At 68.1% G+C, this 25,772-nt stretch carries 22 protein-coding genes; 13 read left to right on the plus strand and 9 right to left on the minus strand.

Annotation, left to right across the window (positions count from 1 at the left end):
- Positions 1-57 precede the first annotated feature (57 nt).
- The 7 genes from J2S76_RS09265 (at position 58) to J2S76_RS09295 (ending at position 6,973) form a co-directional block, all read left to right on the plus strand.
- On the plus strand, positions 58-447 hold the full coding sequence (locus tag J2S76_RS09265; protein WP_307059733.1) for a hypothetical protein: 390 nt from the start codon (positions 58-60) through the stop codon (positions 445-447).
- A gap of 31 nt (positions 448-478) precedes the next feature.
- Positions 479-2,635, plus strand: a complete 2,157-nt coding sequence (gene scpA / locus J2S76_RS09270) for a methylmalonyl-CoA mutase (RefSeq protein WP_307059735.1) — start codon at positions 479-481, stop codon at positions 2,633-2,635.
- Positions 2,636-3,150: 515 nt separating this feature from the next.
- The gene (locus J2S76_RS09275) at positions 3,151-3,918 is read left to right on the plus strand and encodes a GntR family transcriptional regulator (RefSeq protein WP_307059737.1); all 768 of its coding nucleotides are present in this window, start codon (positions 3,151-3,153) and stop codon (positions 3,916-3,918) included.
- A gap of 4 nt (positions 3,919-3,922) precedes the next feature.
- On the plus strand, positions 3,923-4,711 hold the full coding sequence (locus tag J2S76_RS09280; RefSeq protein WP_370874718.1) for a transporter substrate-binding domain-containing protein: 789 nt from the start codon (positions 3,923-3,925) through the stop codon (positions 4,709-4,711).
- Positions 4,712-4,924: 213 nt separating this feature from the next.
- The gene (locus J2S76_RS09285; RefSeq protein WP_307059739.1) at positions 4,925-5,596 is read left to right on the plus strand and encodes an amino acid ABC transporter permease; all 672 of its coding nucleotides are present in this window, start codon (positions 4,925-4,927) and stop codon (positions 5,594-5,596) included.
- 11 nt (positions 5,597-5,607) lie between these two features.
- Positions 5,608-6,267 carry an amino acid ABC transporter permease gene (locus J2S76_RS09290; protein ID WP_307059741.1) on the plus strand — a complete coding sequence of 220 codons (660 nt, stop codon included), beginning with the start codon at positions 5,608-5,610 and terminating at the stop codon, positions 6,265-6,267.
- Positions 6,245-6,973: an amino acid ABC transporter ATP-binding protein gene (locus J2S76_RS09295; protein WP_307059743.1), complete on the plus strand. Its 729-nt coding sequence runs from the start codon at positions 6,245-6,247 to the stop codon at positions 6,971-6,973. The genes J2S76_RS09290 and J2S76_RS09295 overlap by 23 nt, the downstream gene beginning before the upstream one ends.
- A 1-nt stretch (position 6,974) precedes the next feature.
- On the opposite strand, the gene J2S76_RS09300 is transcribed toward J2S76_RS09295, so the two are convergent.
- Positions 6,975-7,925 carry a LysR family transcriptional regulator gene (locus J2S76_RS09300; RefSeq protein ID WP_307059745.1) on the minus strand — a complete coding sequence of 317 codons (951 nt, stop codon included), beginning with the start codon at positions 7,923-7,925 and terminating at the stop codon, positions 6,975-6,977.
- A 153-nt stretch (positions 7,926-8,078) separates the two neighbouring features.
- Here J2S76_RS09300 and J2S76_RS09305 point away from each other — a divergent pair, with 153 nt between their 5' ends.
- From J2S76_RS09305 to J2S76_RS09320, 4 genes are all read left to right on the plus strand, one after another.
- The gene (locus tag J2S76_RS09305) at positions 8,079-8,903 is read left to right on the plus strand and encodes an alpha/beta hydrolase (protein WP_307059748.1); all 825 of its coding nucleotides are present in this window, start codon (positions 8,079-8,081) and stop codon (positions 8,901-8,903) included.
- Positions 8,904-9,061: 158 nt separating this feature from the next.
- Positions 9,062-10,246, plus strand: a complete 1,185-nt coding sequence (locus tag J2S76_RS09310) for an efflux RND transporter periplasmic adaptor subunit (RefSeq protein WP_370874727.1) — start codon at positions 9,062-9,064, stop codon at positions 10,244-10,246.
- A gap of 39 nt (positions 10,247-10,285) precedes the next feature.
- Positions 10,286-13,465: an efflux RND transporter permease subunit gene (locus J2S76_RS09315; RefSeq protein ID WP_307059752.1), complete on the plus strand. Its 3,180-nt coding sequence runs from the start codon at positions 10,286-10,288 to the stop codon at positions 13,463-13,465.
- A gap of 149 nt (positions 13,466-13,614) precedes the next feature.
- Positions 13,615-13,950, plus strand: coding sequence for a thioredoxin domain-containing protein (locus J2S76_RS09320; protein ID WP_307059754.1), 336 nt, complete (start codon positions 13,615-13,617; stop codon positions 13,948-13,950).
- On the opposite strand, the gene J2S76_RS09325 is transcribed toward J2S76_RS09320, so the two are convergent.
- The 3 genes from J2S76_RS09325 to J2S76_RS09335 all read right to left on the minus strand — a co-directional run bounded on the left by J2S76_RS09325 (position 13,951) and on the right by J2S76_RS09335 (position 18,591).
- Complete coding sequence (locus J2S76_RS09325) at positions 13,951-14,976, minus strand: FUSC family protein (protein WP_307059756.1); 1,026 nt, start codon at positions 14,974-14,976, stop codon at positions 13,951-13,953.
- Between the two features lie 2 nt (positions 14,977-14,978).
- A complete protein-coding gene (locus tag J2S76_RS09330) occupies positions 14,979-15,959 on the minus strand; it encodes an HlyD family secretion protein (RefSeq protein ID WP_307059758.1) in 981 nt (326 codons plus the stop codon).
- Between the two features lie 262 nt (positions 15,960-16,221).
- Positions 16,222-18,591: a mechanosensitive ion channel family protein gene (locus tag J2S76_RS09335; protein ID WP_307059760.1), complete on the minus strand. Its 2,370-nt coding sequence runs from the start codon at positions 18,589-18,591 to the stop codon at positions 16,222-16,224.
- A 221-nt stretch (positions 18,592-18,812) separates the two neighbouring features.
- On the opposite strand from J2S76_RS09335, the gene J2S76_RS09340 reads away from it, so the two are divergent.
- Together J2S76_RS09340 and J2S76_RS09345 are read left to right on the plus strand one after the other, a co-directional pair.
- Positions 18,813-19,481: a DedA family protein gene (locus J2S76_RS09340; RefSeq protein ID WP_307059761.1), complete on the plus strand. Its 669-nt coding sequence runs from the start codon at positions 18,813-18,815 to the stop codon at positions 19,479-19,481.
- A 161-nt stretch (positions 19,482-19,642) separates the two neighbouring features.
- Positions 19,643-20,566, plus strand: a complete 924-nt coding sequence (locus J2S76_RS09345; protein ID WP_307059763.1) for a hypothetical protein — start codon at positions 19,643-19,645, stop codon at positions 20,564-20,566.
- A gap of 27 nt (positions 20,567-20,593) precedes the next feature.
- Here J2S76_RS09345 and rpe read toward each other — a convergent pair whose 3' ends face one another.
- The 5 genes from rpe to fba form a co-directional block, all read right to left on the minus strand.
- Positions 20,594-21,274, minus strand: coding sequence for a ribulose-phosphate 3-epimerase (rpe, locus tag J2S76_RS09350; protein WP_307059765.1), 681 nt, complete (start codon positions 21,272-21,274; stop codon positions 20,594-20,596).
- 102 nt (positions 21,275-21,376) lie between these two features.
- Positions 21,377-22,321 (minus strand): CbbX protein, encoded by a 945-nt coding sequence (gene cbbX, locus J2S76_RS09355; RefSeq protein ID WP_307059767.1) that lies wholly within the window; start codon positions 22,319-22,321, stop codon positions 21,377-21,379.
- A 255-nt stretch (positions 22,322-22,576) separates the two neighbouring features.
- A complete protein-coding gene (locus J2S76_RS09360) occupies positions 22,577-22,996 on the minus strand; it encodes a ribulose bisphosphate carboxylase small subunit (RefSeq protein WP_307059769.1) in 420 nt (139 codons plus the stop codon).
- Between the two features lie 126 nt (positions 22,997-23,122).
- Entirely contained in the window at positions 23,123-24,592 is a 1,470-nt protein-coding gene (locus J2S76_RS09365; RefSeq protein ID WP_307059771.1) for a form I ribulose bisphosphate carboxylase large subunit, read from the minus strand.
- An 87-nt stretch (positions 24,593-24,679) separates the two neighbouring features.
- Positions 24,680-25,765, minus strand: a complete 1,086-nt coding sequence (gene fba / locus J2S76_RS09370; protein WP_307059773.1) for a class II fructose-bisphosphate aldolase — start codon at positions 25,763-25,765, stop codon at positions 24,680-24,682.
- Positions 25,766-25,772 lie beyond the last annotated feature (7 nt).

The following is a 25,772-nucleotide window of genomic DNA, read 5'->3' on the forward strand; positions in this document are numbered from 1 at the left end:
CGACCATCCGTTGCCCCAGGGGTGGCTCTCATGCCGCCATTAACCTAGGGACAGACCATGAAAACGCTGAATCACGGGTGGAAGAGCGCCACCTGCGGCGCGGCGCTGTGGGGGGCGCTGCTGATACCGCCGGCAACGGCGCAGGAACTGGCCGCACTGAGCCTGCACGACGGCATCTGGGAAGTGTCGGCCGAGCCGATCTCCGGGCCGTGCGACAAGCGGCTGGAATTCAGTCTGGCGGTCGAGGACGGCCAGATCCGCTATGCCGGCGCCTGGCCAGTGGATGCCAGCGGCTCGGTGAGCGCGCTGGGCGCGATCACCATCCGCGTGGTGCGCGGCAACGAGACGCTCTCGGCCAAGGGCGTGGTGCGCGGCGATGTGGCGACCGGCAAATGGGAATCGCCTGTGAAGAACTGCACGGGTTCGTTCGTGGCACGCCGGGCCTAGCCCTGCCGCCCGGCATCGGGGAGGGCATGCGATGAGCGCCATTCCCGATTTTTCGGCGCGGGAGTGGCGGGCGCCGCGCGCGCCCCTGCCCGCCGCCTCGACGCAGAGCTGGACCACGCCGGAAGGCATTTTGGTGAAGCCGGCCTTTGGGCCGGACGACCTGGCCGGGCTCGGCTTCGTCGACAGCTTTCCCGGCATCGCGCCTTATCTGCGCGGGCCCTACCCCACCATGTACGCCACCCAGCCCTGGACGATCCGGCAATATGCCGGCTTCTCCACGGCCGAGGATTCCAACGCCTTCTACCGCCGCAACCTCGCGGCCGGGCAGAAGGGGCTCTCCGTCGCCTTCGATCTCGCCACCCATCGCGGCTATGACAGCGACCACCCGCGCGTCGCCGGCGATGTCGGCATGGCCGGGGTGGCGATCGATTCCATCTACGACATGCGCACGCTGTTCTCCGGCATCCCGCTCGACCAGATGAGCGTGTCGATGACGATGAACGGGGCGGTGCTGCCGATCCTCGCGCTCTATGTGGTGGCGGCCGAGGAACAGGGCGTTGCGCCGGATAAGCTCTCCGGCACCATCCAGAACGACATCCTCAAGGAGTTCATGGTCCGCAACACCTATATCTACCCACCGACGCCCTCGATGCGGATCATTTCCGACATCTTCGCCTTCACCTCCGCCCACATGCCGCGCTTCAACTCGATCTCGATTTCCGGCTATCACATGCAGGAAGCCGGGGCGACGCAGGATCTGGAGCTGGCCTATACGCTGGCGGACGGGGTCGACTATGTGCGCGCCGGCGCGGCGGCGGGGCTGCCGATCGATGCGTTTGCGCCGCGCCTGTCGTTCTTCTGGGCGATCGGCATGAACTTCTTCATGGAGGTGGCCAAGCTGCGCGCCGCAAGGCTGATCTGGGCCAAGCTGATGCGCGATCTCGGCGCGAAGAACCCGAAGTCGCTGCCGCTGCGCACCCATTCCCAGACCTCCGGCTGGAGCCTGACGGCGCAGGACCCGTTCAACAATGTGATGCGCACCATGGTGGAGGCGATGGCCGCCACCCAGGGCCACACCCAGTCGCTTCACACCAATGCGCTTGATGAGGCGCTGGCGCTGCCCACCGATTTCTCCGCCCGCATCGCCCGCAACACCCAGATCCTGCTGCAGCAGGAAAGCGGCACCACCCGCGCCATCGACCCGTGGGGCGGCTCGTTCTTTGTGGAAAAGCTGACCGCCGACCTCGCCGCCAAGGCGCTCGCCCATATCGCCGAAGTGGAGGCGCTGGGCGGCATGGCCAAGGCGATCGAGGCCGGCATTCCCAAGCTGCGCATCGAGGAAGCCGCCGCCACCACGCAGGCGCGGATCGATTCCGGGGCGCAGACCGTGGTCGGCGTCAACAAATACCGCCCCGAGCGCGAGACGCCGCTCGACGTGCTGCGGGTCGACAATTCGGCGGTGCGTGCCGCCCAGCTCGACAAGCTGGCGCGGCTGAAGGCCGAGCGCGACCCGCAGGCGGTGGCCGGTGCGCTGACGGCGCTGGAGAATGGCGCGCGCGGGGGCGCGAACCTTCTCGCGCTCGCCATCGATGCGGCGCGGGCCAAGGCGACGGTGGGCGAGATTTCCGACGCGCTGGAGCGCGTCTTCGGCCGGCACCGGGCGGATATCCGCGCCGTCTCGGGCATTTATCGCAGGGAGGCGGGAGCGATGGCCGACAAGGTGGAGCGCGTGCGCGCCCGCGTCGACGCGTTCGCGCAGGAAGAAGGCCGGCGCCCGCGCCTGCTGGTCGCCAAGGTGGGGCAGGACGGGCATGACCGGGGGCAGAAGGTGATCGCCTCCGCCTTCGCCGATCTCGGCTTCGATGTCGATATCGGCCCGCTCTTCGCCACGCCGGAGGAGGCCGCCCGGCAGGCGGTGGAGAACGACGTGCACGTCATCGGCATCTCCTCGCTCGCCGCCGGGCACCTGACGCTGGTGCCGCAGGTGAAGGCAGCGCTGGCCGCGCAGGGGCGGCCGGACATCATGGTGGTGGTGGGCGGCGTCGTGCCGCCACAGGATTATGAGGCGGTGCGCGCCGCCGGCGCCGAGGCGATCTACCCCCCCGGCACGGTGATCGCGGAAGCCGCCGAACAGCTGGTGGATACGCTCGCCACCCGGCTCGGCCATGCGAGGGCCGCGGCGGAGTAAGCGGCGCCGCCTATTGCTGCGGCACGATGGCTGCGGAAGCGGCAAATCGTGCGAGATGTGGAGAACCGGCGCTTGAAGGGGCGGCGCGCGGTCCACGCCTTCTTCCGCCATCGCGCCCCGCCCCACGCGCCGCCATCACACCGTCATCCCCGGGCTTGACGCGGGGATCCACGGTTCCGTCCGCCATCGCGCCCGGAAAAGACGTCGATGGCCGGATCAAGCCCGGCCATGACGGCGTTTTGTTGGCAGGCCCCGCCAAGCCCAGTCCTGACGGCGCGAGTGGGGTGCCGCCGCATCGCGCGCCGCCGAAAAGGCGTGGATGGCCGGGTCAAGCCCGGTCCTGACGGTGTTCGATTGGCGCCGCCGCGCCGCCATTCCATCCGCCAGCGTGCAAGGCATGGAGGACCGGGTCAAGCCCGGCCCTGACGGTGCTCTCTCCCGCCCCGCCGCTTTGGCACGGGCATTGCTTACAGGCTTGTATACAAGTTTGTCGCCAAGCGTGCGGGCCCAGCCTGATGAACCCAGCCACCGCCAATATCGAGGAAGCGATCCTCTCCGCCATCCTCGCCGGCCGCATCAATCCGGGCACGCGGCTGGGCGAGCAGAAGCTTGCCGACCTGTTCGGCGTCTCCCGCACCCGCGTGCGCGAGGCGATGATGCGGCTGGAGACGCGCGGCGTGGTGCAGGTGAGTGCCCGGCGCGGCTGGTATGTGGTCGAGCCCTCGGCGGAAGAGGCGCGCGAGGCGTTCCAGACCCGCCGCGTCATCGAGACCGGCCTGCTGCATGCGCTGCGCGAAGTGCCGCCGCAGGTGCTGAAAAGCCTGAAAGAGCATGTCGCCATGGAGCGCGACGCGATCGGCGCCGGCGATGTGCATAGCCGCGCCTGCCTGCTCGGCGATTTCCACATCCATCTCGCCGATGCGCTCGGCAACCGGATGCTGACCGAGATCATCCGCGACCTCACCGCCCGCACCACGCTGATCTCGATGCTCTACCAGCCGACCGAGAAGGCGGAAGAGTCGAGCCACGACCATGAGGACATCGTCGCGGCGATGGAAGCCGGCGACCTCGCCCTCGCTGCCCGGCTGATGGACGAGCATATCGGCAAGGTCGAAGCCGGGCTCGACCTCACCGCCAAGCCCGACCCGCTGGCCGGGCTGCGTGCCCTGCTCTCGCCGGCGGCCTTCGCCGGCAACGCCCCTTCCGTTCCGCATACCCACGACCATCCGCAGGACCATTCCCATCCCCATTCCCACGGCCATCCGGCCACCAAGGAGGATTGACCGCATGAACCGCCGCCACCTCATCGCTTTCGCCGCCGGCGCCCTGCTGGCCGCCACCCAGATGCCGCTGCCGGCGTCCGCCGATGCGCTCGCCACCATTGAAAAGGACAAGGTGATCCGCATCGCCGTGCCGCAGGATTTTCCGCCCTTCGGCACGGTCGGCGCCGACATGGAGCCCAAGGGCTATGATGTCGACATGGCCAAGCTGATCGCCGGCAAGCTCGGCGTGAAGCTGGATCTGGTGCCCGTCACCAGCGCCAACCGCATCCCCTATCTCCAGACCAACAAGGTCGACCTCGTCATCTCTTCGCTGGGCAAGAACGCCGAGCGCGAGAAGGTGATCGACTTCACCACCGCCTATGCGCCCTTCTTCAACGGCGTGTTCGGCCCGGCGGATGTGACGGTGAAGGACGCGGCCGGCCTCGCCGGCAAGACGGTGGGCGTCACCCGCGGCGCGGTGGAAGACCTGGAATTGACCAAGATCGCGCCGGCCGACCTCACCATCAAGCGCTACGAGGACAATAACGGCACCATCTCCGCCTTCCTGTCCGGCCAGGTCGAGCTGATCGCCACCGGCAATGTGGTCGCCGCCGCCATTCTCGCCCGCAACCCGCCGAAGAAGCCGGAAATCAAGTTCCTGATCAAGAACTCGCCCTGCTTCATCGGCCTCAACAAGAACGAGCCGGCGCTGCTCGCCAAGGTGAACGAGATCATCGCCACGGCGAAGACCGACGGCGCGCTCGACGCCATCTCGCAGAAGTGGCTCGGCGCCAAGCTGCCGGCGGATCTGTGACGGTGGGGGTTGTGGGCGGTGACGGTCACCGCCTGCGTCCTTCGAGGCCCGGCGATGCCGGGCACCTCAGGATGACGACGGGCTGAAACGCTTCCGAACGCCGTCATGCGGAGGAGCGGAGCAAGGCGCCGCGTCTCGAAGCACGCAGGCCGCCGCATCCCGCCTCGGCTCTGAGCCGTCTTCCCTTCCCCTCATCAGCGGGAGTTCACGGGCATGAACTACACGTTCGATTATGGCTGGCTGCTCGTCTACTGGCCGGTTCTTGTGAAGGGCATCGGCATCACCGTCGAGCTGACGCTGGTCGGCGGGGTGCTCGGCGTGATGCTGGGCATTGCCTGCGCCTGGGCGCGGGCGCTCGGGCCGTCTTGGCTGCGGCCCTTCGTGGCCGGCTATGTCGAATTGATCCGCAACACGCCGTTCCTGATCCAGCTGTTCTTCATCTTCTTCGGCCTGCCGGCGCTGGGGCTGCGGATGGGCGAGCTGGAGGCGGCCAATTTCGCCATGGTGATCAATCTCGGCGCCTATGGCTGCGAGATCATCCGCGCCGGCATCCAGGCGACGCCCAGCGGGCAGTTCGAGGCCGGCGCCTCGCTCGGCATGAGCCGGATCCAGACCTTTAGGCATGTGGTGCTGATTCCGGCGCTGCAGCGCATCTGGCCGGCGCTGTCCTCGCAGATCGTCATCGTCATGCTGGGCTCGGCGGCGGTGTCGCAGATCGCGGCGGAGGACCTGACCTTCGCGGCCAATTTCATCCAGTCGCGCACCTTCCGCGCCTTCGAGGCCTATTTCGTCGCGACGCTGATCTATCTCGCCCTCGCCATCGGGCTGCGGCAGGCGCTGCGCGGCCTCGGCTGGACCCTGTTCCCACGACGCACGGCTCGGTGAGGGAGGCGATCATGGATGAGTTCACCACCTGGGACATTCTGCGCAACCTGCTGCTGGCGGCGCGCTGGACCGTGCTGCTCTCGCTCGTCTCCTTCATCGGCGGCGGGCTGGTGGGCGCGGCGCTGCTGTTCGCCCGCATCGGCAGCGGGCGGATCGGCCCCACCTTCGTCAAGGCCTATGTCGAGCTGTTTCAGGGCACGCCGCTGCTGATGCAGCTGTTCCTCGCCTTTTTCGGCCTCGGCCTGCTCGGCGTCGACGTGCCGGCCTGGCTGGCGGCGGGGGTGGCGCTGATCCTGTGGTCAGCCGCCTTTCTCACCGAGATCTGGCGCGGCTGCGTCGAGGCGATCGCGCGCGGCCAGTGGGAGGCCTCCTCCAGCCTCGGCATGGGCTATGTCCAGCAGATGCGCCACGTCATCCTGCCGCAGGCGCTGCGCATCGCCGTGCCGCCGACGGTCGGCTTCTCGGTGCAGGTGGTGAAGGGCACGGCGCTGACCTCGATCATCGGGTTCGTCGAGCTCTCCAAGGCCGGCACCGTCGTCACCAATGCCACCTTCGAGCCGTTCACCGTCTATGGGCTCGTCGCCCTGATCTATTTCTGCCTGTGCTGGCCGCTGTCCAAGTCTTCCCAGATCCTTGAGAGGAAGCTCAATGTCGCTCATCGAAATCACTGAAGTGAAGAAGCGCTTTGGCGACAACGAAGTGCTGAAGGGCATCAATATCGACGTCGCGCCCGGCGAGGTGATCGCCATTATCGGCCGCTCGGGCTCGGGCAAATCCACCCTGCTGCGCTGCATCAACGGGCTGGAGAACATTGACGAGGGCTCGATCTCGGTCGCCGGGGCGCAATTGCTGCCGGACGAGCTGCACCTGAAGGCGCTGCGACTGAAGGTCGGGATGATCTTCCAGCAGTTCAACCTGTTTCCCCACCTCACGGCGGGGCGCAACGTCATGCTCTCGCAGATGGTGGTGAAGAAGACGCCGAAGGCGGAAGCCGAGGCGATGGCGAAGACGATGCTGGAGCGTGTCGGGCTCGGCCACAAGTTCGATGCCTATCCCGACCAGCTCTCGGGCGGCCAGCAGCAGCGCGTCGCCATCGCCCGCGCACTCGCCATGCAGCCCATCGCCCTGCTCTGCGACGAGATCACCTCCGCGCTCGACCCGGAACTGGTGAGCGAGGTGCTGGCGGTGGTGAAGGAGCTGGCCTCCGAGGGCATGACGCTGCTGATGGTGACGCATGAGATGCGCTTCGCCCGCGACGTGTGCTCGCGCGTCGTGTTCATGCATCAGGGCCGGGTGCACGAGATCGGCAAGCCGGAGGAGGTGTTCTCCAACCCGAAGACACCGGAGCTGCAACAGTTCCTCGGCATGACGCACTAGATCAGTCGCGCGGGCCGGCGGCCAGCATGAGCGAGGCGGCGGCGTGGCGGTAGGCGCCGCCGGAGCCGAACAGTTCCGCCACCCAGTCGACAAAGACCCGCAGCCGGCTGCTCAGATGCCGGTTCGGGGCGTAGACGACATGCAGCACGATCGGGCCGGCATGCCATTCGGGCAGCACCCGCACCAGCGCGCCCGAGTCCAGATAGGGCATCACCATCGGCTCGATGGTCTGGGTGATGCCGAGCCCGGCGAGGCCGGCGGCGAGATAGGCGGTGGAATCATTCGTCGCCACCGCATAGGGCAGGTGAAGCTCAAAGCTCTCCTCGCCCCGCACCATGTCGAACGACGCCGGCCGGCCGGTGCGGGCGTTGAAATAGCCGATGACGCGATGGTCCTGGTGCAGATCGCGGGGGTGTTCGGGCATGCCGTGGCGCTTGATATAGGCGGGGGCGGCGTAGTGCATCAGCCGCACCTCGCCGATGCGGCGGGCGATCAGCGTCGGGTCCATCAGATCGCCGCCGCGAATGGCGCAATCGACATTTTCCGCCAGCAGGTCGACGGTGCGGTCGGTGACGCCGAGATCGAGCTGGATGTCGGGGTGGCGGGCGAAGAAATCCGGCAGCGCCGGGATGAGGGCATAAAGCGCCAGCGAGGACGGCACATCGACCCGCAGCCGCCCCGAGGGCGTCGCCTGCGAGCGCGCCATCGAGCCGTCCAGTTCATCGAGATCGGTGAGCAGCGCCACCGCGCGCTCGTAATAGGCGGCGCCGTCCGGCGTCACCGCCACCCGGCGGGTCGAGCGGTTGAGCAGCTTGGTGCGCAGATGCGCCTCCAGCTGCTGGATCAGCTTGGTGACGGTGGGCTTGGGCATGTCGAGAAGATCGGCGGCGCGGCTGAAACTGCCGGCCTCGACCACGCGGGCAAAGGCCCGCATCGCGGCAATTTGGTCCATTTCTACCGTCCGATTATTTCCGTGTGTGAATAATGTTATCGCAGAACGGCTATTTTTTCGAGAGCTGGAGGGGATTAGCTTCCACCGCACTGCAACACAATGCATCGGCAGAATCGGGTGGCGGGCCGCGCCGGCAACCCGATGGTGGGCGTCATGACAGCATCATGGACCGAGGACCGGCTGGAGATCGAGGGAACCGCGCTGCCGGCGCGGATCTATCGCCCCGCCGCGCCCCAGCGCCCGACCCCGCTGGTGCTGTATCTGCATGGCGGCTGCTTCACCGATGGCGACCTCGATTGCAGCGCCAGGGTCTGCCAGATCATGGCGGAGGCTGGCGCGGTGGTGGTGTCGATCGACTACCCGCTGGCGCCCGAGCATCCTTTTCCGGCGGCGCTTAACGTGTCGTTCAAGGCGCTCGGCCGGCTTTATGCCGAGCGGGCGAAATGGGCGGGGCGCGGGGCGCGGCTGTTCGTGGCCGGCGAGGAGGCCGGCGCCAATCTCGCCACCGCCCTCAGCCTGATGGCCCGCGACCAGCAGGCGCCGCCACTGGCCGGGCAAATCCTGCTCTCGCCCATGGTCGACCCCAACCTGTGTTCGGGTTCCATCCACGCCGCCTCGGCCGGCGCGTCGGGGTGCAAATGGGCCGATGGCTGGCACCGTTATCTCGGCAGCGCCGACCGTGCGGCGCACCCCTATGCGGCGCCGCTCGGTTCGCGCCGGCTCGGCGGGGTCGCCCCCGCCCTCATCGTCACCTCCGATGACTGCCCGATCCGCGACGAGAGCTTCGCCTATGGCAAGCGCCTGCGCGAGGGCGGCGTCACCGTCGAATGCCACATGCTCGAAGGCACGAACTGCTCGAACCAGAGCATGGACGAAGCCATCGAGGCTGCCCCGCTGTGGGAAGCGGTCCTGCGGGACCTGTTCAGCACCTTCCTGGCGGAGAATTCCGCCGCACCTGTTCGCACCGTTCGGGCCTGAGGGCCGGGAGATTCGTCATGAGTGACAAGACATTCGGCACCGATGCCGCGCGCACAGACATCGCGCACGCCGTCATCGCCCACGATACGGCGCCCCGTGCCCCCGGCGTGAAGACGGCGCGCGGCTGGCGCGAGGCCGGGCTCGCCCTCACCCTCGCCATGCTGGCGACCGCCGGCGCGGTGTTCGTTTCCTGGCCGAGCTCCACGGCACTGGCCACCGATCCCGCGCCGGCGGAAGCCGCCGCTCCGCCGGCCATGCCGGTGGAAGTCGCGGTGCTGAAGGTGCGCGACACCATGAAGTGGGACGAGTTCTCGGGCCGCCTGCGCGCGGTCGAGGTGGTGGAGGTCCGCTCGCGCGTCGCTGGCGCTGTCGAAAAAATCCACTTCCGCGAAGGCGCGCTGGTGAAGCAGGGCGACCTGCTCGTCACCATCGACCCTGCCCCGTTCCAGGCGGCGGTGACCCGGGCGGAATCGCTGCGCGAGGCCGCCGCCGCCCGGGTGGAACTCACCCGCAGCGAGCTGGAACGCGGCAAGCAGCTGGTCGACAACCGCACCGTCTCGGTGCGCGATCTCGACCAGCGCACCAATGCTTTCCGCGAGGCGGAGGCCAATCTGCGCGCGGCCGATGCCGCCGTGCAGACCGCCAAGCTCGATCTCGGCTACACTGAGGTGCGCGCCCCGGTGGATGGCCGGGTCGGCCGCATCGAGGTGACGGTCGGTAATCTGGTCGCGGCCGGCGCCTCCTCGCCGGTGCTGACCAGCCTCGTCTCGGTCAACCCGATCTATGTCAGCTTCGACGCCGACGAGAACGCCGTCGCCGAGGCGCTGGCCTCGGTGGGCGAGCACGATTTGGCGCTGACCGAGATCGACCAGATCCCGGTCGAGATCACCACCGCCACAACAGGCGGTCGCACCGTGCGCGGCCATCTCCAGCTGGTCGACAACCAGGTCGACGCCGCCACCGGCACCTTCCGCCTGCGCGCCGTGTTCGACAATGCGGACGGGCGCCTCGTCCCGGGGCAGTTCGCCCGGGTGAAGATGGGCCGCGCCAAGACCGAGCCGGCGCTGGCGGTGAATGAGCGTGCCATCGGCACCGACCAGGACAAGAAGTTCGTCTTCGTGGTCGGCGACGACAACAAGGCCGTCTGGCGTAAGGTCACGCTCGGCCCGCCGGCCGACGGGCTGCGCGTCGTCACCGACGGGTTGAAGGAAGGCGAGCGCATCGTCGTCAACGGCCTGCAGCGCGTGCGCCCCGGCGCGGTCGTCGCGCCCGAGGTCGTGCCCATGGAAACCGCATCCGCCGCGCCTGCGACGGACCCGACCACCTCCGTCGCCGCGCGCTGATCGCAGCCCCGACGCTCTGCCTCCTTGGGGGAGGACGCTATGAATCTGTCCAAATTCTTTATCGACCGGCCGATTTTCGCCGGCGTCCTCTCCGTGCTGATCTTCCTCGCGGGGCTGCTGGCCCTGCGGGTGATGCCGATTTCCGAATATCCGGAAGTGGTGCCGCCGCAGGTGATCGTGCGCGCCACCTATCCCGGCGCCAGCCCGAAGGTGATCGCCGCCACGGTGGCCACCCCGATCGAGGAAGCCATCAACGGCGTCGAGGACATGCTCTACATGTCCTCACAGGCGACAACCGACGGCGTGATGACGCTCACCGTCACCTTCAAGCTCGGCACCGACCCGGACAAGGCGACGCAGCTGGTGCAGAACCGCGTCGGCCAGGCCGAGCCGCGCCTACCGGAAGAGGTGCGCGCGCTCGGCATCACCACGGCGAAGAGCTCGCCCACCTTCCTCATGGTGGTGCATCTCATCTCCCCCAATGACCGCTACGACATCACCTATCTCCGCAATTACGCGGTGCTGAACGTGAAGGACCGGCTGGCCCGCATCGGCGGCGTCGGCCAGATCGAGATCTTCGGCGGCGGCGACTATTCCATGCGCGTCTGGCTCGACCCGCAGCGGATCGCCGAGCACGGGCTTTCCGCCGGCGATGTGGTCAACGAAATCCGGGCGCAGAACGTGCAGGCCGCTGCCGGCATCATCGGCGCCTCGCCCTCGCAGGCCGGTGTCGACCTGCAGCTCACCATCAATGCGCGCGGCCGGCTGGAGACCGAGGAGGAATTCGGCGACATCGTCGTGAAAACGGGCGAGACGGGCCAGATCGTGCGCCTGCGCGATGTGGCGCGGCTCGAACTCGGCGCCGCCGACTACGCGCTGCGCTCGCTGCTCGACAACAAGCAGGCGGTCGGCCTCGGCGTGTTCCAGGCGCCGGGCTCCAACGCGCTGGAAATCGCCGAGAATGTGCGCGCCACCATGGCGGAAGTGAAGAAGACGATGCCGGAAGGCGTCGACTTCGACATCGTCTACGACACCACCCGCTTCGTCGACGCCTCGATCGATGCCGTCGTGCACACGCTGTTCGAGGCGGTGGCCCTCGTCGTCATCGTCGTCGTGGTGTTCCTGCAAACCTGGCGCGCCTCGATCATCCCGCTGCTCGCCGTGCCGGTCTCGATCGTCGGCACCTTCGCGGTGATGTATATTTTCGGCTTCTCGATCAACGCGCTGAGCCTGTTCGGGCTTGTGCTCGCCATCGGCATCGTCGTCGACGACGCCATCGTGGTGGTGGAGAATGTCGAGCGTAACATCGAGAACGGGCTGACCCCGCGCGCCGCCGCCTATCAGGCGATGAGCGAGGTGTCCGGGCCGATCATCGCCATCGCGCTGGTGCTGGTGGCGGTGTTCGTGCCGCTGGCCTTCATCTCCGGCCTTTCCGGCCAGTTCTACCGGCAGTTCGCCCTCACGGTGGCGATCTCGACTGTCATCTCGGCGATCAACTCGCTCACCCTGTCGCCGGCGCTGGCGGCGCTGCTGCTGCGCGGCCACGACACGCCGCCGGACGCGCTCCAGCGCGTGATCAACTTCCTGTTCGGCTGGTTCTTCCGCGGCTTCAACTGGGTGTTCGCGCGCGGCTCGCGCGGCTATGGCAGCGGCGTGCGCGGCACGCTGAAGGTGAAGAGCCTCGTCATGGTGTTCTACGCCGTGATGCTGGGCGCCACCTGGTGGCTGTTCCAGGCGGTGCCGCCCGGCTTCGTGCCAGCGCAGGACAAGCAATATCTCGTCGGCTTCGCCCAGCTGCCGGACGGCGCCACCCTCGACCGCACGGAAGAGGTGATCCGCCAGATGACCGAGATCACGCTCGCCCAGCCCGGCGTTTCCAGCGCGGTGGCCTTCCCCGGGCTCTCGATCGCCGGCTTCTCCAACTCGTCCAATGCCGGCATCGTGTTCTCGGTGCTCGACCCGTTCGAGGAGCGCCAGAGCCCCGAGCTTTCCGCCGGCGCCATTGCCGGGGCGCTGAACCAGAAATACGGGGTGATCAAGGGCGCCTTCATCGCCATGTTCCCGCCCCCGCCGGTGCAGGGCCTCGGCGTGGTCGGCGGCTTCAAGATGCAGCTGGAGGACCGTTCGGGCCAGGGCTACGAGGCGCTGAATGACGTGACCAACGCCTTCATGGCCAAGGCGATGGCGGCGCCGGAACTCACCGGCCAGTTCACCACCTACCAGATCAACGTGCCGCAGATCTTCACCGATGTGGACCGCACTAAGGCCCGCCAGCTCGGCGTGCCGATCCAATCGGTGTTCGAGACGCTGCAGGTGTATCTCGGCTCGCTCTATGTCAACGACTTCAACAAGTTCGGCCGCACCTACTCGGTGCGGGCGCAGGCCGACGCGCCGTTCCGCGCCCGGCCGGAAGACATCGGCAAGCTGAAGGTGCGCTCCAATAGCGGCGAGATGATCCCGCTCTCGGCACTGCTGCGGGTGGAAACCACCGCGGGGCCGGAACGTGCCCAGCGCTATAACGGCTTCCTCACCGCCGATTTCAACGCCTCGCCCGCGCCCGGCTATTCCTCGGGCCAAGCGCAGGCGGCGGCGGCGCGCATCGCGGCCGAGGTGCTGCCGCCGGGCTTCGACTATGAATGGACCGACCTTACCTATCAGGAGATCCTGGCCGGCGATTCCTCGTACCTGGTCTTCCCGCTGGCGCTGCTGCTCGTCTTCCTGGTGCTGGCCGCCCAGTATGAGAGCCTGACCCTGCCGATCGCGATCATCCTGATCGTGCCGATGGGCCTGGGGGCGGCGCTGTATGGCGTCTGGCTGGGCGGGGGTGACAACAACATCTTCACCCAGATCGGTCTCGTCGTGCTGGTCGGCCTGTCGGCGAAGAACGCGATCCTGATCGTGGAATTCGCCCGCGAGCTGGAATTCATGGGCCGCAACCCGGTGGAGGCGGCGATCGAGGCCAGCCGCCTGCGCCTGCGGCCAATCCTGATGACGTCCTTTGCCTTCATCATGGGCGTGCTGCCGCTGGTGCTCTCCACCGGCGCCGGCGCCGAGATGCGCCATGCCATGGGCATCGCCGTGTTCGCCGGCATGATCGGCGTCACCTTCTTCGGGCTGTTCCTCACGCCCGTCTTCTACGTGCTGCTGCGGCGCCTGGCGGGCAACCGCCCGCTGCGGCAGCACGGCGAGGCTCATATCGCGCCGCTTGCGGCCGAGTGAGCCTTGCTGCCCGGCCGGGAGGCCAATTTCCAGTGCGTCGGTTGCCCCCTCGACGCGCCTGAGCCCAGCCTCCCGGCCGGTTTAATTCGACAACACCGGCCCCCGGTGACACATACGGGGGCCGGCATGTCGACAGGAACGCTCAGCGCATGAAGCCGATCAAAGCCGACTGGACCGACGTGGTGCTGGTCTGCCGCAAATGCGCTAGGAAGCTCGATGGCGGCTTCGGCCCCGAGGCCGATCAGCCGCTGCCCAAGGCCCTGCGCGCCGCCATCGCCCGGCACGAGGGCGGCAAGCCGATGAAGAAGCCGCGCCGCAAGGGCGCCCGGGTCGCTGTCATCGAGGTGCCCTGCCTCGACATCTGCCCGAAGAACGCGGTCATCGTCATTCCCGCCGGCGCACCCGGACGCTGGCTCAGCGTGCCGCGCGGCGCCGATCTCGACGCGCTGCTGGCCGACATCGCCCCGGTACGGGACGAGGACTGATCAGACCGGCTTTTCCGTCGGCGTCTCGGGGCGGCCGGGCGGGTTCAGCGCCCAGACCAGCGCGGTCATGATGCTCACCCCGATGACGATGCCCACCAGCCGGTCGACCGGCGGAAACAGCGAGGTTGGCGGGCCCTTGTCGATCAGTGTGATGATGAAGGCGATCGCCGATTGCGTGCCGATATAGGCATTGGGCGTCTTGGACAGATGCAGCCGCGCGAAGGAGAAGATGCCGACAAACAGCATCGTCGCCCACCAGATCTGATCGGTCGCATCGAGCCCGATGACCAGCAGCCCCGCGACACCGCCGGCGATGCAGCCAAGGATGCGCTGCCAGCCCTTGTGACGGGTGGCGTTGGGGTCGGTGTCGACGACGATGAGGCTGGAAATCAGCACCTGCGGCAATTGCGGCAGGGTGAACTGCGACCAGACGATGACGATGACGATCGCGCCGAAGCCGGCGATCAAGGCCTGGCGCAGGGCCGTCTCCGGCGAGACCGCGACGGCCTGCGCCTGGAGACGGGCATGGAGCTCGCCGGCATTGGGCCCCAGCGCCCAGCTCGCCAGCATGCCGCACACCACGCCGATGACGATCTCGTAGCAGCGGTAATGGGCGAAGCTGTAGAGATCCTGCGGCTGCACCATCGAAAACAGCATCACCAGCATGAAGGTAAGGCCGCCATAGAACCAGGCATAGCTGTAGGCGCTGCGCTGCTTGCCATAGGTTCCGATCGCCGCCGAGGCGCCCACCAGCAGCGCCTGCTGGATCGGCAGCCCCTCCATCCACTGCGCGACGAAGAAGCCGGTGCTCACCCCGATCAGGGTGCTGAGGACGCGCAGAATGCCCTTCGTCACCAGCGCGTCGCGGTCGGTATTGGCGATCATCATCACGCTCAGCGCCGCCCAATAGGGCTGGTCCAGCCCCATCGACAGCGCGATATAGACCGCCACCAGCACACCGGTTGCGGTGGCGAAGGCCTGCCGGTCGATATCGCTGAGCCGTTCGGGGCGGGCTTCCTCCGCCATGCTCAGAACCAGATCAGGACGCGGGCATCGGCGCCGTTGAACAGGCCGAGGCCCTCCGGCCAGTCGTCGAGCGTCACCTCGACCGGGAAGCGCCGGGGCAGCCGCACCCAGTCCGTGGTCGGCTCGACATAGGGGATGACCTGCGGGTTGTCCGGCGAGCGGGCGACGCCGCCGGCGATGCCGCTCACCCTTCCCTCATGCAGCACCCAGGGATCCGAGCCCAGCGTCAGCAGCACGCGCTGGCCAAGCGCGATGCGGGCGAGATGGCGCTCGCTCACATTCGCCACCACGCGGCGGCGGCGATCGGTGACGATGGCGAGCACCTCGGAGCCGGGGCGCAGATAATCGCCCACCCGGGTGACGAAGGGCGCGACGCGGCCGGCATCGGGGGCCGTCACCACGGTCTTGGAGAGGTCGTACTGCGCCTTAGCCATCGCGGCCTGCGCAGCGGCGATCGCCGCCTGCGCCACCGCCACCCGGCGCAGCGTCACCGCGAGCTGGGCTTCGGCGGCGGTGACATCGGCGCCGGCGGTGGCGACATTGCGGGTGGCGACATCCAGCGTCGCCTCCGGCGAATAGCCGTCCGTCTCCAGCGTCTTCACCCGGCCGAGCTGGTCCATGGCGTTGGTCTGCACCGCCTGCGCGGCGGTGACGCTGGCCTTGGCGGCGTTCACCTCGTCCCGCGCAAGGTCGAGATCGGCGCGGGCGGTGGCCAGCGCCGCCTGCGTCTCCTGCAGCTTCAACGCATAGGGCGTGCGCTCGATCTCGAACAGCAGCTGGTCGGCCGCCACCTTCTGGTTGTTCTGCACGGCCAGCTTCGAGACCGGACCCTCGATCTGCGCCGAGAGGACGACAATGTCGCTCATCACATAGGCATCGCCAGTATAGGCGAAGAACCGCACGCTGCTCTCGTAAAGGGCGAACAGCCCGAGGACCACGCCGAGGATCAGCGACACCGGATGGCGGATGAGGCGGCTCAGCATGAAAGACGCGGCTCCATGAGACCCGGCATGGAGCCGGCGGATCGCCCATCATCGCGGCTTTGTCGCGCGCGCTCAATCCTCCCAGGATACAAGCGCCGGGTGACGGGGCGGAGTCGCGCCAACATGGTTAGCACCGCTCCCGCCAGCCGCGTCATCCCGGAAGGAGCGGCAGCTTCTCTGCGGGACCGCGACGGGCACCGGCAGACGATCCCGGCTCGAAGCCTCCGGCTGCGGCCGGGATGTCGAGCGCCAGAGCTTTCGATCAGTGCCGCTGCTCCTCGATGGCGGGAAGCATCGGCTCGTCGTCATCCTCGCTGCGCTCGCGCGCGCCGGGATGCTCCTCGATCATCGGGCCCGGCGTGCTGGCGGCGGCGCGGGCGGCGGCGGTGCGGCGTGCACGGGCGGGCGCGGCGAGTTCCTCCGCGCTCTGGTTCACCACCCGCAGCGGCGGGGCCATGCCCTTCTTGTCGCTGCCGAGATAGACCGTCTGGTGCGGGTACGGCATCTCGATGCCGCGCACATCGAAGGCGGCCTTGATGCGGCGGTAGAATTCGCGCCGCACATTCCACTGGCCGAGCGGCCGGGTCTTGAAGCGGCCGCGCAGCTGGATGTGCGAGGGGTCCAGCGCCTCGACGCCCACCACCTCGAACGGCGCGGTGATGGTTTCCGCCAGCGGCCCGTTCGCCACCATGTCGGCGGCGACCTCCGCCATCAGCGCCAGCGCCTCGTCAATGCTCTCGCGATAGGCGATGCGGACATCGACCACGGCATAGGCGAAGTCCTTCGACATGTTCTTCACCGTCTGCACCTCGCCGAACGGAATGGAATGCACATTGCCGTCGAAATCGCGCATGTGGACGGTGCGGATGGTGATCTTCTCGACGAGGCCGGCATGGGCGCCGACCTCCACGACGTCGCCAACCGAGATGGTGTCCTCCATCAGGATGAACACGCCGGTGATGACGTCCTTCACCAGCGTCTGCGCGCCAAAGCCGATGGCCAGGCCCAGCACGCCGGCACCGGCGAGCAGCGGGGCGATGTTGATGCCGATCTCGGAGAGCAGGATCAGCCCGCCAAGGGTGAGCAGCACCACGCGGAAGGCGTTCTGCAGGAAGGGCAGCAGCGTCTTCAGCCGGGTGGAGTTGGGATTGCCCGCCCGCAGCCGATCGGCGAAGGCGGTGGAGATTTCCCACGCAATGAGGCCGACCAGCACCACAACGCCGATGGAAATCAGCCGCCCCACCGCCAGCCGCCCGGCCTCGGAGGCCAGCCGCTCGAAGGGCTGGGCGCCCCAGATTTCCAGCAGCACCAGCGCCGTGACCAGCACCACCAGGCCCTGCATGGCGCTGCGCAGCGCCGGCAGATAGCGGTTGGCCCGCGCCTCCAGCAGCGGGTAGCGGGTGTTCATCTCGCCATTGAGCCGGAACACCCGGTCGAAGGCCCGCTGCATCAGCGCGCTCACCAGCGCGGCCAACCCCAGCGCCAGCAGCGACAGCAGCGTGGCGCGGGCGAGGAAGGCGAAGCCGCCATCGACATCGAGCGTCCAGACCAGCAGGCCGGCGATCACATAGGCGATGGCGAGCACGTGCCAGAAATCGGCCACCGCGTCTCGTAGCCGCGCCAGCCTTCCCTCGCGGGCGCCGAGCCGCCGCAGACGTCGCGCCACCGCGCCGCGCACCTGCAGGATGAACACGATGCACATGCCGGCAACGAACAAAGCGAGCACATTGCCGAGAAAGCGGTAGGTCGGCAGGGCCAGCCCCAGCACCCAGGCCGCGCGCAGCAGGAAATGGCCATAGACGAGGGTGTAGGTGAAGCGGCGCACCCAGAGATAGCCATAGGCCGCGCCCTCATGGTCGAGCGGAAACAGCCGCATCTGCGGCGCGTCCGGCGTCAGCACCGCACGGGCGCCGGCGAGGATGAGCCGCGCCAGCACATTGGCATTGACGACGGTGACGACGGCGAGGCGGACGATGAAGTTCATCTCCACCAGCGCCAGCACGCCGAAGGCGGCCGCGGCGAAGGCGGCTATCGGCACGATGTCGATCAGCGTGCGCAGCGCCAGAAGCAGCGCGCGCATGAAGAAGCCGCGCCCGGGCCGCGCCTCGATCGCCCGCCGCAGCCGCGCCAGCGCGGCCTTGGCGATGTATTCGGCCAACAAAGCGGCGGCGAGCACGGCGATAACCATCGTCACCGCCCAACCGACGCGCTCCAGCACCAGGGGATCGGAGAGATCCTCAAGCAATTGCCCGGCCTGCGCCGGCAATTGCTCGATCTCGCCGACCAGCGACAAAACCGAGCCGGAAAAGGCGCCGAGCGACTGGGTGGCGCCGGACAGCCAGTCGTCCCGGCCCGGCGCCGGGCTCTCCGCCGTGGCAGGTGCAAGCGTGCCGGCCTCGCTCTCCACCAGTGCCCGCAGCTGTGCGAGGAAACGCGCCCTTGCCGCCTCGTCGCTCAGCGTGTCGAGCAGAGCGCTGAGATCACTGGGAGAAGCGGCCGGCGGCGACGCGGGCGGCGGGGAAACCGCCGTGGACGGCGGGGCGGCCAGCTGCGCGGCAGCTGGCGCCGCAACGAGCGGCGTGGCGAGAAGGGAGAGGGCGAGGAGCAGGCGGCTGAGGGCACGCAGCGGCATGAGGCCTTCCGTCGTTCGCGGCCCTTTCGGCGGTGAAGCCATGAGGACGCTGAGGTGAGGGAGCCGGAATGGCGGGTGCGGCCTTCACAACGCAGGAGTTGGCGATTGGTTCCATCGAAGAGAGCACATCGCCCCGGCGCAGCGGCGCAGCGTCGCTGCGGCCTTGCTCCCGTCACCTTCATCGACACATTGGGGCAATCAAGTTCCGGCAGAGTGAGGGTATGGAAGCTTTATCAGCCGATGTGGTCGCGTTTCTTCAGGGCCACGACTATCTGATCCCGCTGGTCATCGGCCTCATCGCATTCGGCGAATCGCTGGTCATCGTCGGCCTCATCATCCCGGCGACGGCGCTGATGCTCGCCATTGGCGGGCTGGTGGGCACGGGCATCATCTCGCCACTGCCGGTCATCATCAGCGCCATTGCCGGCGCCATTGTCGGCGATGTCGTTTCCTACTGGCTGGGACGCTGGCTCGGGCCGCGCGTGGTGCACCGCCCGCCGCTGCTGCGCTACCGCGAGCAGGTGGCGCAGGCACGGCTGTTCTTCCGCCGCTTCGGCTTCGCCTCGGTGTTCGTCGGCCGCTTCTTCGGCCCGGTGCGCGCCACCATGCCGCTGGTCGCCGGCATGATGCGGATGGACCAGCGCCGCTTCCAGTTCGCCAATGTCTCCTCGGCCATCGTCTGGGCGCCTGTCATGCTGGCCCCCGGCTGGCTGGCCGGCAGGAGCGCGAGCGAGATGGGCGCGCACAGCCAGGGCGAATGGCTGGTGCTGATGGTCGGCATCACCCTCGTGATGCTGATCGCGACCTTTGTCGTGCTGCGGGTAATCAAGGGCCGCATTGCCAAGCGCCCCCGCGGCCGCCGCCGGCCCGCCAGCGCGCCGATCGCCTGAACCCGCGCGGGCACCGGCAGCCGTCTTAACCATTTCGTAAGGATTCAGCCGCCCGGGCGGCGGCTTGCGATATTATGGCGCCGAGTAGGCCATTGACGGCCACGCCCGTGACGCGGCCGTCGGTGAGCGACAGCCTGGCCAGGGGCGGACGGGAACGCGCGATGATCGACAAGCTTGAGCCCTCCATCGACCCCATGCGGCCACGTGCCGGCGAGGACGTCGGCGGCGCCCTCCGCGCCCCGGCGGCGCCCTCCGCGGCCGCTCCGCCCTCGGCCGCCGCCCGCGCCAAGGGGCCGCCGCAGGACCCGGTGGCGTTCCAGCGCTGGCTCGGCATCGAGCAGCTCAAGGTGCAGATGCGCCGGCTGGAGCTGGAGAACAAGCGCGCCGAGGCGCCCGCGCCCCGCGCCAGCCACCCCGCCCTGCCGGTGCTGTATGGCCTGGTTCTGGTCATCCTGCTGGCGCTGGTCGCCTTCCTCGCGTCCCAGGTACTGAGCCTGCGGGAGGATGTTTCCGCGCTGCGCAGCGCCCAGGGCACCCTGGAAGAGCGTGTGCAGGCGCTGGAAACGCCGCCCCCCGCGCCGCAGGCGGCGGCCCCGCAGGCCGCAGCCCCGGCCACGACGGCGATGGCGCCCGCCAGTCCCTCAGCGACCGATCAGCCTCCCGCTCTCCCCTCGCCCGCCCTGTCCAGCCCTTCCCCGGCCGATGCGCTGGTGCCGCTCGCCGGCACGACGCCGATGCCGGCGCCCGCTGCGGCGGCGCCCGCCGCCCCAGCCCTGCCGGGCGCGGGCTATACGGTCCGCATCTTCGCGCCGATCAACACCGTGGCCAAGGCGCGGGTCGAGGCCTTCACCGCCCCGCTGAAGGCGGCCGGCTTCGATGTCGTGGTCTCCGATACCGGGGTGGTGCAGACGACCAGCAACACGCTGTCCTTCCACGCTGGCAGCGCCGGCATGGCCAATGAGGTCGCCGCGATCATCCAGAAGCGGCGGCCGGCGCTTGGCGTCGAGCTGCGGGCCTCGCCCTCCATTCCCGACAGCGCCCGGCAGGTGCTGATCCTCAACCTGACGGAAGACGCCTTTAGCTGAGGCGCCGCGCCTGAGGCGCTACGCCGCTCAGGCGGCGGCGCGCCCGCGCCGGGCGGTGCGGCCTGCCTCGCGGATGGCGGCGATGTTGGCGCCGTAGGCGTCCCGCCCGCCCTTGAACACGGCCGAACCGGCCACCAGCACGTTGGCGCCGGCGGCGGCGCAGAGCGCGGCGGTCTCCGGCGTCACCCCGCCATCGACCTCCAGATGGATCGGCCGCTCGCCGATCATCGCCCTGAGGCGATAGATCTTCGGCAGCACGTCGGCGATGAAGGCCTGGCCGCCAAAGCCGGGATTGACCGTCATCGGCAGGATGAGGTCCACCTTATCGAGCACATAGGCCAGCGCGCTTTCATGCGTCGCCGGGTTCAGCGCCACGCCGGCCTTCTTGCCGAACGAACGGATGAGCTGGAGGCAGCGGTCGAGATGGTGCGTCGCCTCGGCCTGCACGGTGATGATATCAGCCCCGGCCTTGGCGAAGGCCTCGATGAAGGGCTCCACCGGCTCGATCATCAGATGCACGTCGAACAGCTTGTCGGTGTGCGGGCGCATGGCCTTGATGACATCCGGCCCGAAGGTGATGTTGGGCACAAAATGCCCGTCCATCACATCGAGATGGATCCAGTCGGCGCCGGCGGCTGCCACATCGCGCACCTCCTCGCCGAAGCGCGAGAAGTCGGAGGCGAGCATGGAGGGGGCGATGAGAACCATATCTATTTCTCCCGTCATCCCGGCCGAGCGTAGCGAGAGCCGGGATCGTCATGAAGTGTGGGGTGCGATCCCGGATCGGCCTGCGGCCGTCCGGGATGACGGTCACTTGAGCGGCGGATAGCTGTCGATGCCGCCGGAGAAGACGCGGCTGGCAAGGATATCCTCGGCGGTGATCGTCACCAGATCGTCCGCCGTCACCGGCCGGTCGGAATTGAACAGCCGGTTGGCCTGGCGCAGCCGGGCGCGGTCGAGCGCGTTGCGGATCGAGCGGCCATTGGCGAAATGCGGCTGCTGCATGCGCAGCTCGACATAGCGCTTGAACGCCTCTTCCGCCTCGCGGCTCATGCGGTAGTTCATCGTGTCGAGGATGCGGGCGCCGATGGCGTCAAGCTCGCCGGCGGAATAGTCGGGGAAGTCGACGTGATGGGCAACGCGCGAGCGGAAGCCCGGATTGGCGGTGAAGAAGCGCTCCATCCGGTCGGAATAGCCGGCGAGGATGACGACAAGGTCATCGCGCTGGTTTTCCATCACCTGCAGCAGAATCTCGATCGCCTCCTGCCCGTAATCGCGCTCGTTTTCCGGGCGGTAGAGGTAATAAGCCTCGTCGATGAACAGCACGCCGCCCATCGCCTTTTTGAGGATTTCCTTGGTCTTCGGCGCGGTGTGGCCGATATACTGGCCGACAAGGTCGTCGCGCGTCACGGTGACGAGATGGCCCTTGCGGACATAGCCGAGCCGGTGGAGGATTTCCGCCATCCGCAGCGCCACCGTGGTCTTGCCGGTGCCGGGATTGCCGGTGAAGCTCATATGCAGCGTCGGGCTCGTCGCCTCCAGGCCGAAACGGCGGCGGGCGGTGTCGACCAGCAGCAGCGCGCCGATTTCGCGCAGGCGGCGCTTGACCGGCACCAGCCCCACCAGTTCGCGGTCGAGCTGGTCGAACACCTCGGCCAGCCCGCTGGCGGTGAACTCGGCGCGCAGGTCGATGGAATCAGGCACCTTCGGCGCGGCCTCGGTGGCGAGAGCGGGATCGTCGATCACGGCGTCCATGGGAGCCTCCATTGGCGTTTTCGTCGTCCCGGAAGCGGCGAAGCCGCTCTCCGGGATCGCGCGCAGGAAGCGCGGCAGGACGCTTGATCGCGATCCCGGCTCTGCGCTTCGCTCCGGCCGGGATGACGGCCTGAGGCAGTAAGAGAAAAAGGGGACCGATGCCGGGCGCGGCATTCCGACATCGGTCCCTCGCGGCCGGGGAGGAAACCGGACGACCGCGGTTCTCCGTCGGGGGAGTAGTGGGAGACCGACGGATCAGTAGCGCGCGCCCTCCGGGCGGTTGGCCGCATAGGCGCGCGTCGTGTAGCGGATCGACCGGCCCTCGATTTCCTGGCGCTCCAGCACGAAGCCGGGCTCCTCGGTCGGGCGGTCGGTGAGGAAGGAAAGGCGCAGCGATTCCCACGTATGGGTGGCGTCGAAGGCGCTGAGGCGGATGTAGTGCCGGCCCTTATAGGCCTTGCGGCACTCGTTCAGCTCGAACATCACGCCGGCCGCGTCCGGCACGTCGAACATCGGGTGGCCCCACAGTTCCCAATAGGTGTTGCGCGGGTGCGGGTCGTCGGTGAACTCGATGTTCACCGCCCAGCCCTTGTCGATGCAGTACTGGACCTGCTTGGCGATCTGCTCGTCCGTCAGGTCCGGCAGGAAGGAGAAGGCTCCCTGGGTCAGGCGCATGGTGGTGTCTCGCTCTCGTCATCCCGGTCGGCCGGAGGCCGAACCGGGATCGGGTTCCAGAAAAGGGTTTCCACGGTGGTCTCGCGATCCCGGATCGCGCCTGCGGCGCGTCCGGGATGACGGAACTCACTCCGCCGCGGTGGCCTGCGGCACGAAGTCGGGCGTGTCGGTGGAGGTGTAGTTGAAGGTCACGTCCTTCCACGTCTCCAGCGCCTGCTTCAGCGGCATGCAGTGGCGGGCGGCTTCCTTCAGGATCTCCGGCCCTTCGCCGAGCAGGTCGCGGCCCTCATTGCGGGCGAGGATCATTGCCTCCAGCGCCACACGGTTGGCGGTCGCGCCCGCCTGGATGCCCATCGGGTGGCCGATGGTGCCGCCGCCGAACTGCAGCACCACGTCCTCGCCCAGCAGGTCGATCAGCTGGTGCATCTGGCCGGCATGGATACCGCCGGAAGCGACCGGCATCAGCTTGCGGGTCGAGGCCCAGGGCTGGTCGAAGAAGATGCCGTGGGCGAGGTTCTGCGGCACGAAATCCTCGCGGCAGAGGTCGTAATAGCCCTTGGTCGTGTGGGGGTCGCCCTCCAGCTTGCCGACCACGGTGCCGGCATGGATGTGGTCGACGCCGGCGAGGCGCATCCACTTGGTGATGACGCGGAACGACACGCCATGGTTCTTCTGCCGCGTATAGGTCGAGTGGCCGGCGCGGTGCAGATGCAGGATCATGTCGTTGCGGCGGCACCACTTGGCCATCGACTGGATCGCGGTGTAGCCGATGATGAGGTCGATCATGACGATCGACGAACCAAGATTCTTGGCGAACTCGGCGCGCTCGTACATCTCCTCCATCGTGCCGGCGGTGACGTTGAGATAGGTGCCCTTGATCTCGCCGGAAGCCGCCTGCGCCTTGTTCACCGCCTCCATGCAGTAGAGGAACCGGTCGCGCCAGTGCATGAACTGCTGCGAGTTGATGTTCTCGTCGTCCTTGGTGAAATCGAGCCCGCCCTTCAGCGCCTCATAGACCACGCGGCCATAATTGCGGCCGGACAGGCCGAGCTTGGGCTTCACCGTCGCGCCGAGCAGCGGGCGGCCGAACTTGTCGAGTCGTTCGCGCTCCACCACGATGCCGGTGGCGGGGCCGTCGAAGGTCTTGATGTAGGCGACCGGCAGGCGCATGTCCTCAAGGCGCAGCGCCTTCAGCGGCTTGAAGCCGAACACATTGCCGATGATCGAGGCCGAGAGGTTGGCGATCGAGCCATTCTCGAACAGGTCGAGATCATAGGCGATATAGGCGAACCACGAGCCCGGCCCGTTCGGCACCGGGTCGACCCGGTAGCACTTGGCGCGGTACTTGTCGCAGGCGGTCAGGCGGTCGGTCCACACCACGGTCCAGGTCGCGGTCGAGCTTTCGCCGGCCACCGCCGCCGAGGCTTCGATCTCGTCGACGCCATCCTGCGGGGTGATGCGGAACACGGCGATCACGTCCGTGTCCTTGGGCTCGTAGTCGGGCTGCCAGTAGCCCATCTTGCGGTATTCCATCACGCCGGCGCTGTAGCGGCTGCGCTTCTCCTCGGTGGGCTTGGTCTTGTCGATCGCGTTCATCGATCTTCTCCCTGTGCGTTCCCGTCGGCGCGGCGCTGAAGCGCGCGCCTGAAATCTCGTTGGCAGGCTCCCCGTGGCGGGGAGGTGTTATTCCGCCGCCACCCGGGCGCCGCCGATCACCGGATCGAGGCTGCCGGAGGCGTAGCGCTTGGCCATGGCGGCCAGCGGCAGCACCTTGATCTGCGAGGCGTGGCCCGCCGTGCCGAACTGCTCGAAGCGCTCGCGGCAGAGGTCGCGCATGGCGTCCATGGCGGGTTTCAGGAATTTGCGCGGGTCGAATTCGGACAGGTTGCCCTGCCCCACCTTGCGGAACTGCGCGGTCATGGCGAGGCGGCAATCGGTGTCGATATTGACCTTGCGCACGCCATGCTTGATGCCGCGCACGATCTCTTCCACTGGCACGCCCCAGGTCTGGGGCATCTGCCCGCCCGACGCATTGAACAGATCCTGCAGCGCCTGCGGCACCGAGGAGGAGCCGTGCATCACCAGATGCACATTGGGCAGGCGGCGGTGGATTTCCTCGATGATGTTCATGGCGAGGATGTCGCCGTCCGGCTGGCGCGAGAATTTGTAGGCGCCGTGCGAGGTGCCCATGGCGATGGCGAGTGCGTCGACCCGGGTCGCGGCGACGAAGTCCTCCGCCTGGTCGGGATCGGTCAGCAGCTGGTCGTGGCTGAGCTGGCCTTCCGCGCCATGGCCATCCTCCTGCTCGCCGGCCCCGCTTTCCAGCGAGCCGAGCACGCCGAGCTCGCCTTCCACCGAGGCGCCGACCCAATGGGCGGCATCGACCACGCGGCGGGTGATCGCGACGTTGTGGTCGTAGTCCGCCGGGGTCTTGGCGTCCTCCTTGAGCGAGCCGTCCATCATCACGGAGGTGAAGCCGTGCTGGATGGCGGAGAGGCAGGTGGCTTCGTTGTTGCCGTGGTCCTGGTGCATGCAGATCGGGATGGAGGGATACATCTCGACCAGGGCGTCGATCATCCGCGAGAGCATGATGTCGCCGGCATAGGAGCGGGCGCCACGGCTGGCCTGCATGATGACCGGGGCGTCGACGGCCTGCGCCGCCTCCATGATGGCGAGGCCCTGCTCCATATTGTTGATGTTGAAGGCCGGCACGCCGTAACTGTGCTCGGCGGCGTGGTCGAGAAGCTGTCGAAGGGTGATGCGGGCCATTGGCTCT

Source organism: Ancylobacter vacuolatus (assembly GCF_030813595.1).
Taxonomy (GTDB): Bacteria; Pseudomonadota; Alphaproteobacteria; order Rhizobiales; family Xanthobacteraceae; genus Ancylobacter; species Ancylobacter vacuolatus.

Coding starts and splice junctions, on each gene's coding strand:
- J2S76_RS09265 (WP_307059733.1), top strand. CDS start 58: ATGAAAACGCTGAATCACGGGTGGAAGAGCGCCACCTGCGGCGCGGCG.
- scpA (WP_307059735.1), top strand. CDS start 479: ATGAGCGCCATTCCCGATTTTTCGGCGCGGGAGTGGCGGGCGCCGCGC.
- J2S76_RS09275 (WP_307059737.1), top strand. CDS start 3,151: ATGAACCCAGCCACCGCCAATATCGAGGAAGCGATCCTCTCCGCCATC.
- J2S76_RS09280 (WP_370874718.1), top strand. CDS start 3,923: ATGAACCGCCGCCACCTCATCGCTTTCGCCGCCGGCGCCCTGCTGGCC.
- J2S76_RS09285 (WP_307059739.1), top strand. CDS start 4,925: ATGAACTACACGTTCGATTATGGCTGGCTGCTCGTCTACTGGCCGGTT.
- J2S76_RS09290 (WP_307059741.1), top strand. CDS start 5,608: ATGGATGAGTTCACCACCTGGGACATTCTGCGCAACCTGCTGCTGGCG.
- J2S76_RS09295 (WP_307059743.1), top strand. CDS start 6,245: ATGTCGCTCATCGAAATCACTGAAGTGAAGAAGCGCTTTGGCGACAAC.
- J2S76_RS09300 (WP_307059745.1), bottom strand. CDS start 7,925: ATGGACCAAATTGCCGCGATGCGGGCCTTTGCCCGCGTGGTCGAGGCC.
- J2S76_RS09305 (WP_307059748.1), top strand. CDS start 8,079: ATGACAGCATCATGGACCGAGGACCGGCTGGAGATCGAGGGAACCGCG.
- J2S76_RS09310 (WP_370874727.1), top strand. CDS start 9,062: ATGCTGGCGACCGCCGGCGCGGTGTTCGTTTCCTGGCCGAGCTCCACG.
- J2S76_RS09315 (WP_307059752.1), top strand. CDS start 10,286: ATGAATCTGTCCAAATTCTTTATCGACCGGCCGATTTTCGCCGGCGTC.
- J2S76_RS09320 (WP_307059754.1), top strand. CDS start 13,615: ATGAAGCCGATCAAAGCCGACTGGACCGACGTGGTGCTGGTCTGCCGC.
- J2S76_RS09325 (WP_307059756.1), bottom strand. CDS start 14,976: ATGGCGGAGGAAGCCCGCCCCGAACGGCTCAGCGATATCGACCGGCAG.
- J2S76_RS09330 (WP_307059758.1), bottom strand. CDS start 15,959: ATGCTGAGCCGCCTCATCCGCCATCCGGTGTCGCTGATCCTCGGCGTG.
- J2S76_RS09335 (WP_307059760.1), bottom strand. CDS start 18,591: ATGCCGCTGCGTGCCCTCAGCCGCCTGCTCCTCGCCCTCTCCCTTCTC.
- J2S76_RS09340 (WP_307059761.1), top strand. CDS start 18,813: ATGGAAGCTTTATCAGCCGATGTGGTCGCGTTTCTTCAGGGCCACGAC.
- J2S76_RS09345 (WP_307059763.1), top strand. CDS start 19,643: ATGATCGACAAGCTTGAGCCCTCCATCGACCCCATGCGGCCACGTGCC.
- rpe (WP_307059765.1), bottom strand. CDS start 21,274: ATGGTTCTCATCGCCCCCTCCATGCTCGCCTCCGACTTCTCGCGCTTC.
- cbbX (WP_307059767.1), bottom strand. CDS start 22,321: ATGGACGCCGTGATCGACGATCCCGCTCTCGCCACCGAGGCCGCGCCG.
- J2S76_RS09360 (WP_307059769.1), bottom strand. CDS start 22,996: ATGCGCCTGACCCAGGGAGCCTTCTCCTTCCTGCCGGACCTGACGGAC.
- J2S76_RS09365 (WP_307059771.1), bottom strand. CDS start 24,592: ATGAACGCGATCGACAAGACCAAGCCCACCGAGGAGAAGCGCAGCCGC.
- fba (WP_307059773.1), bottom strand. CDS start 25,765: ATGGCCCGCATCACCCTTCGACAGCTTCTCGACCACGCCGCCGAGCAC.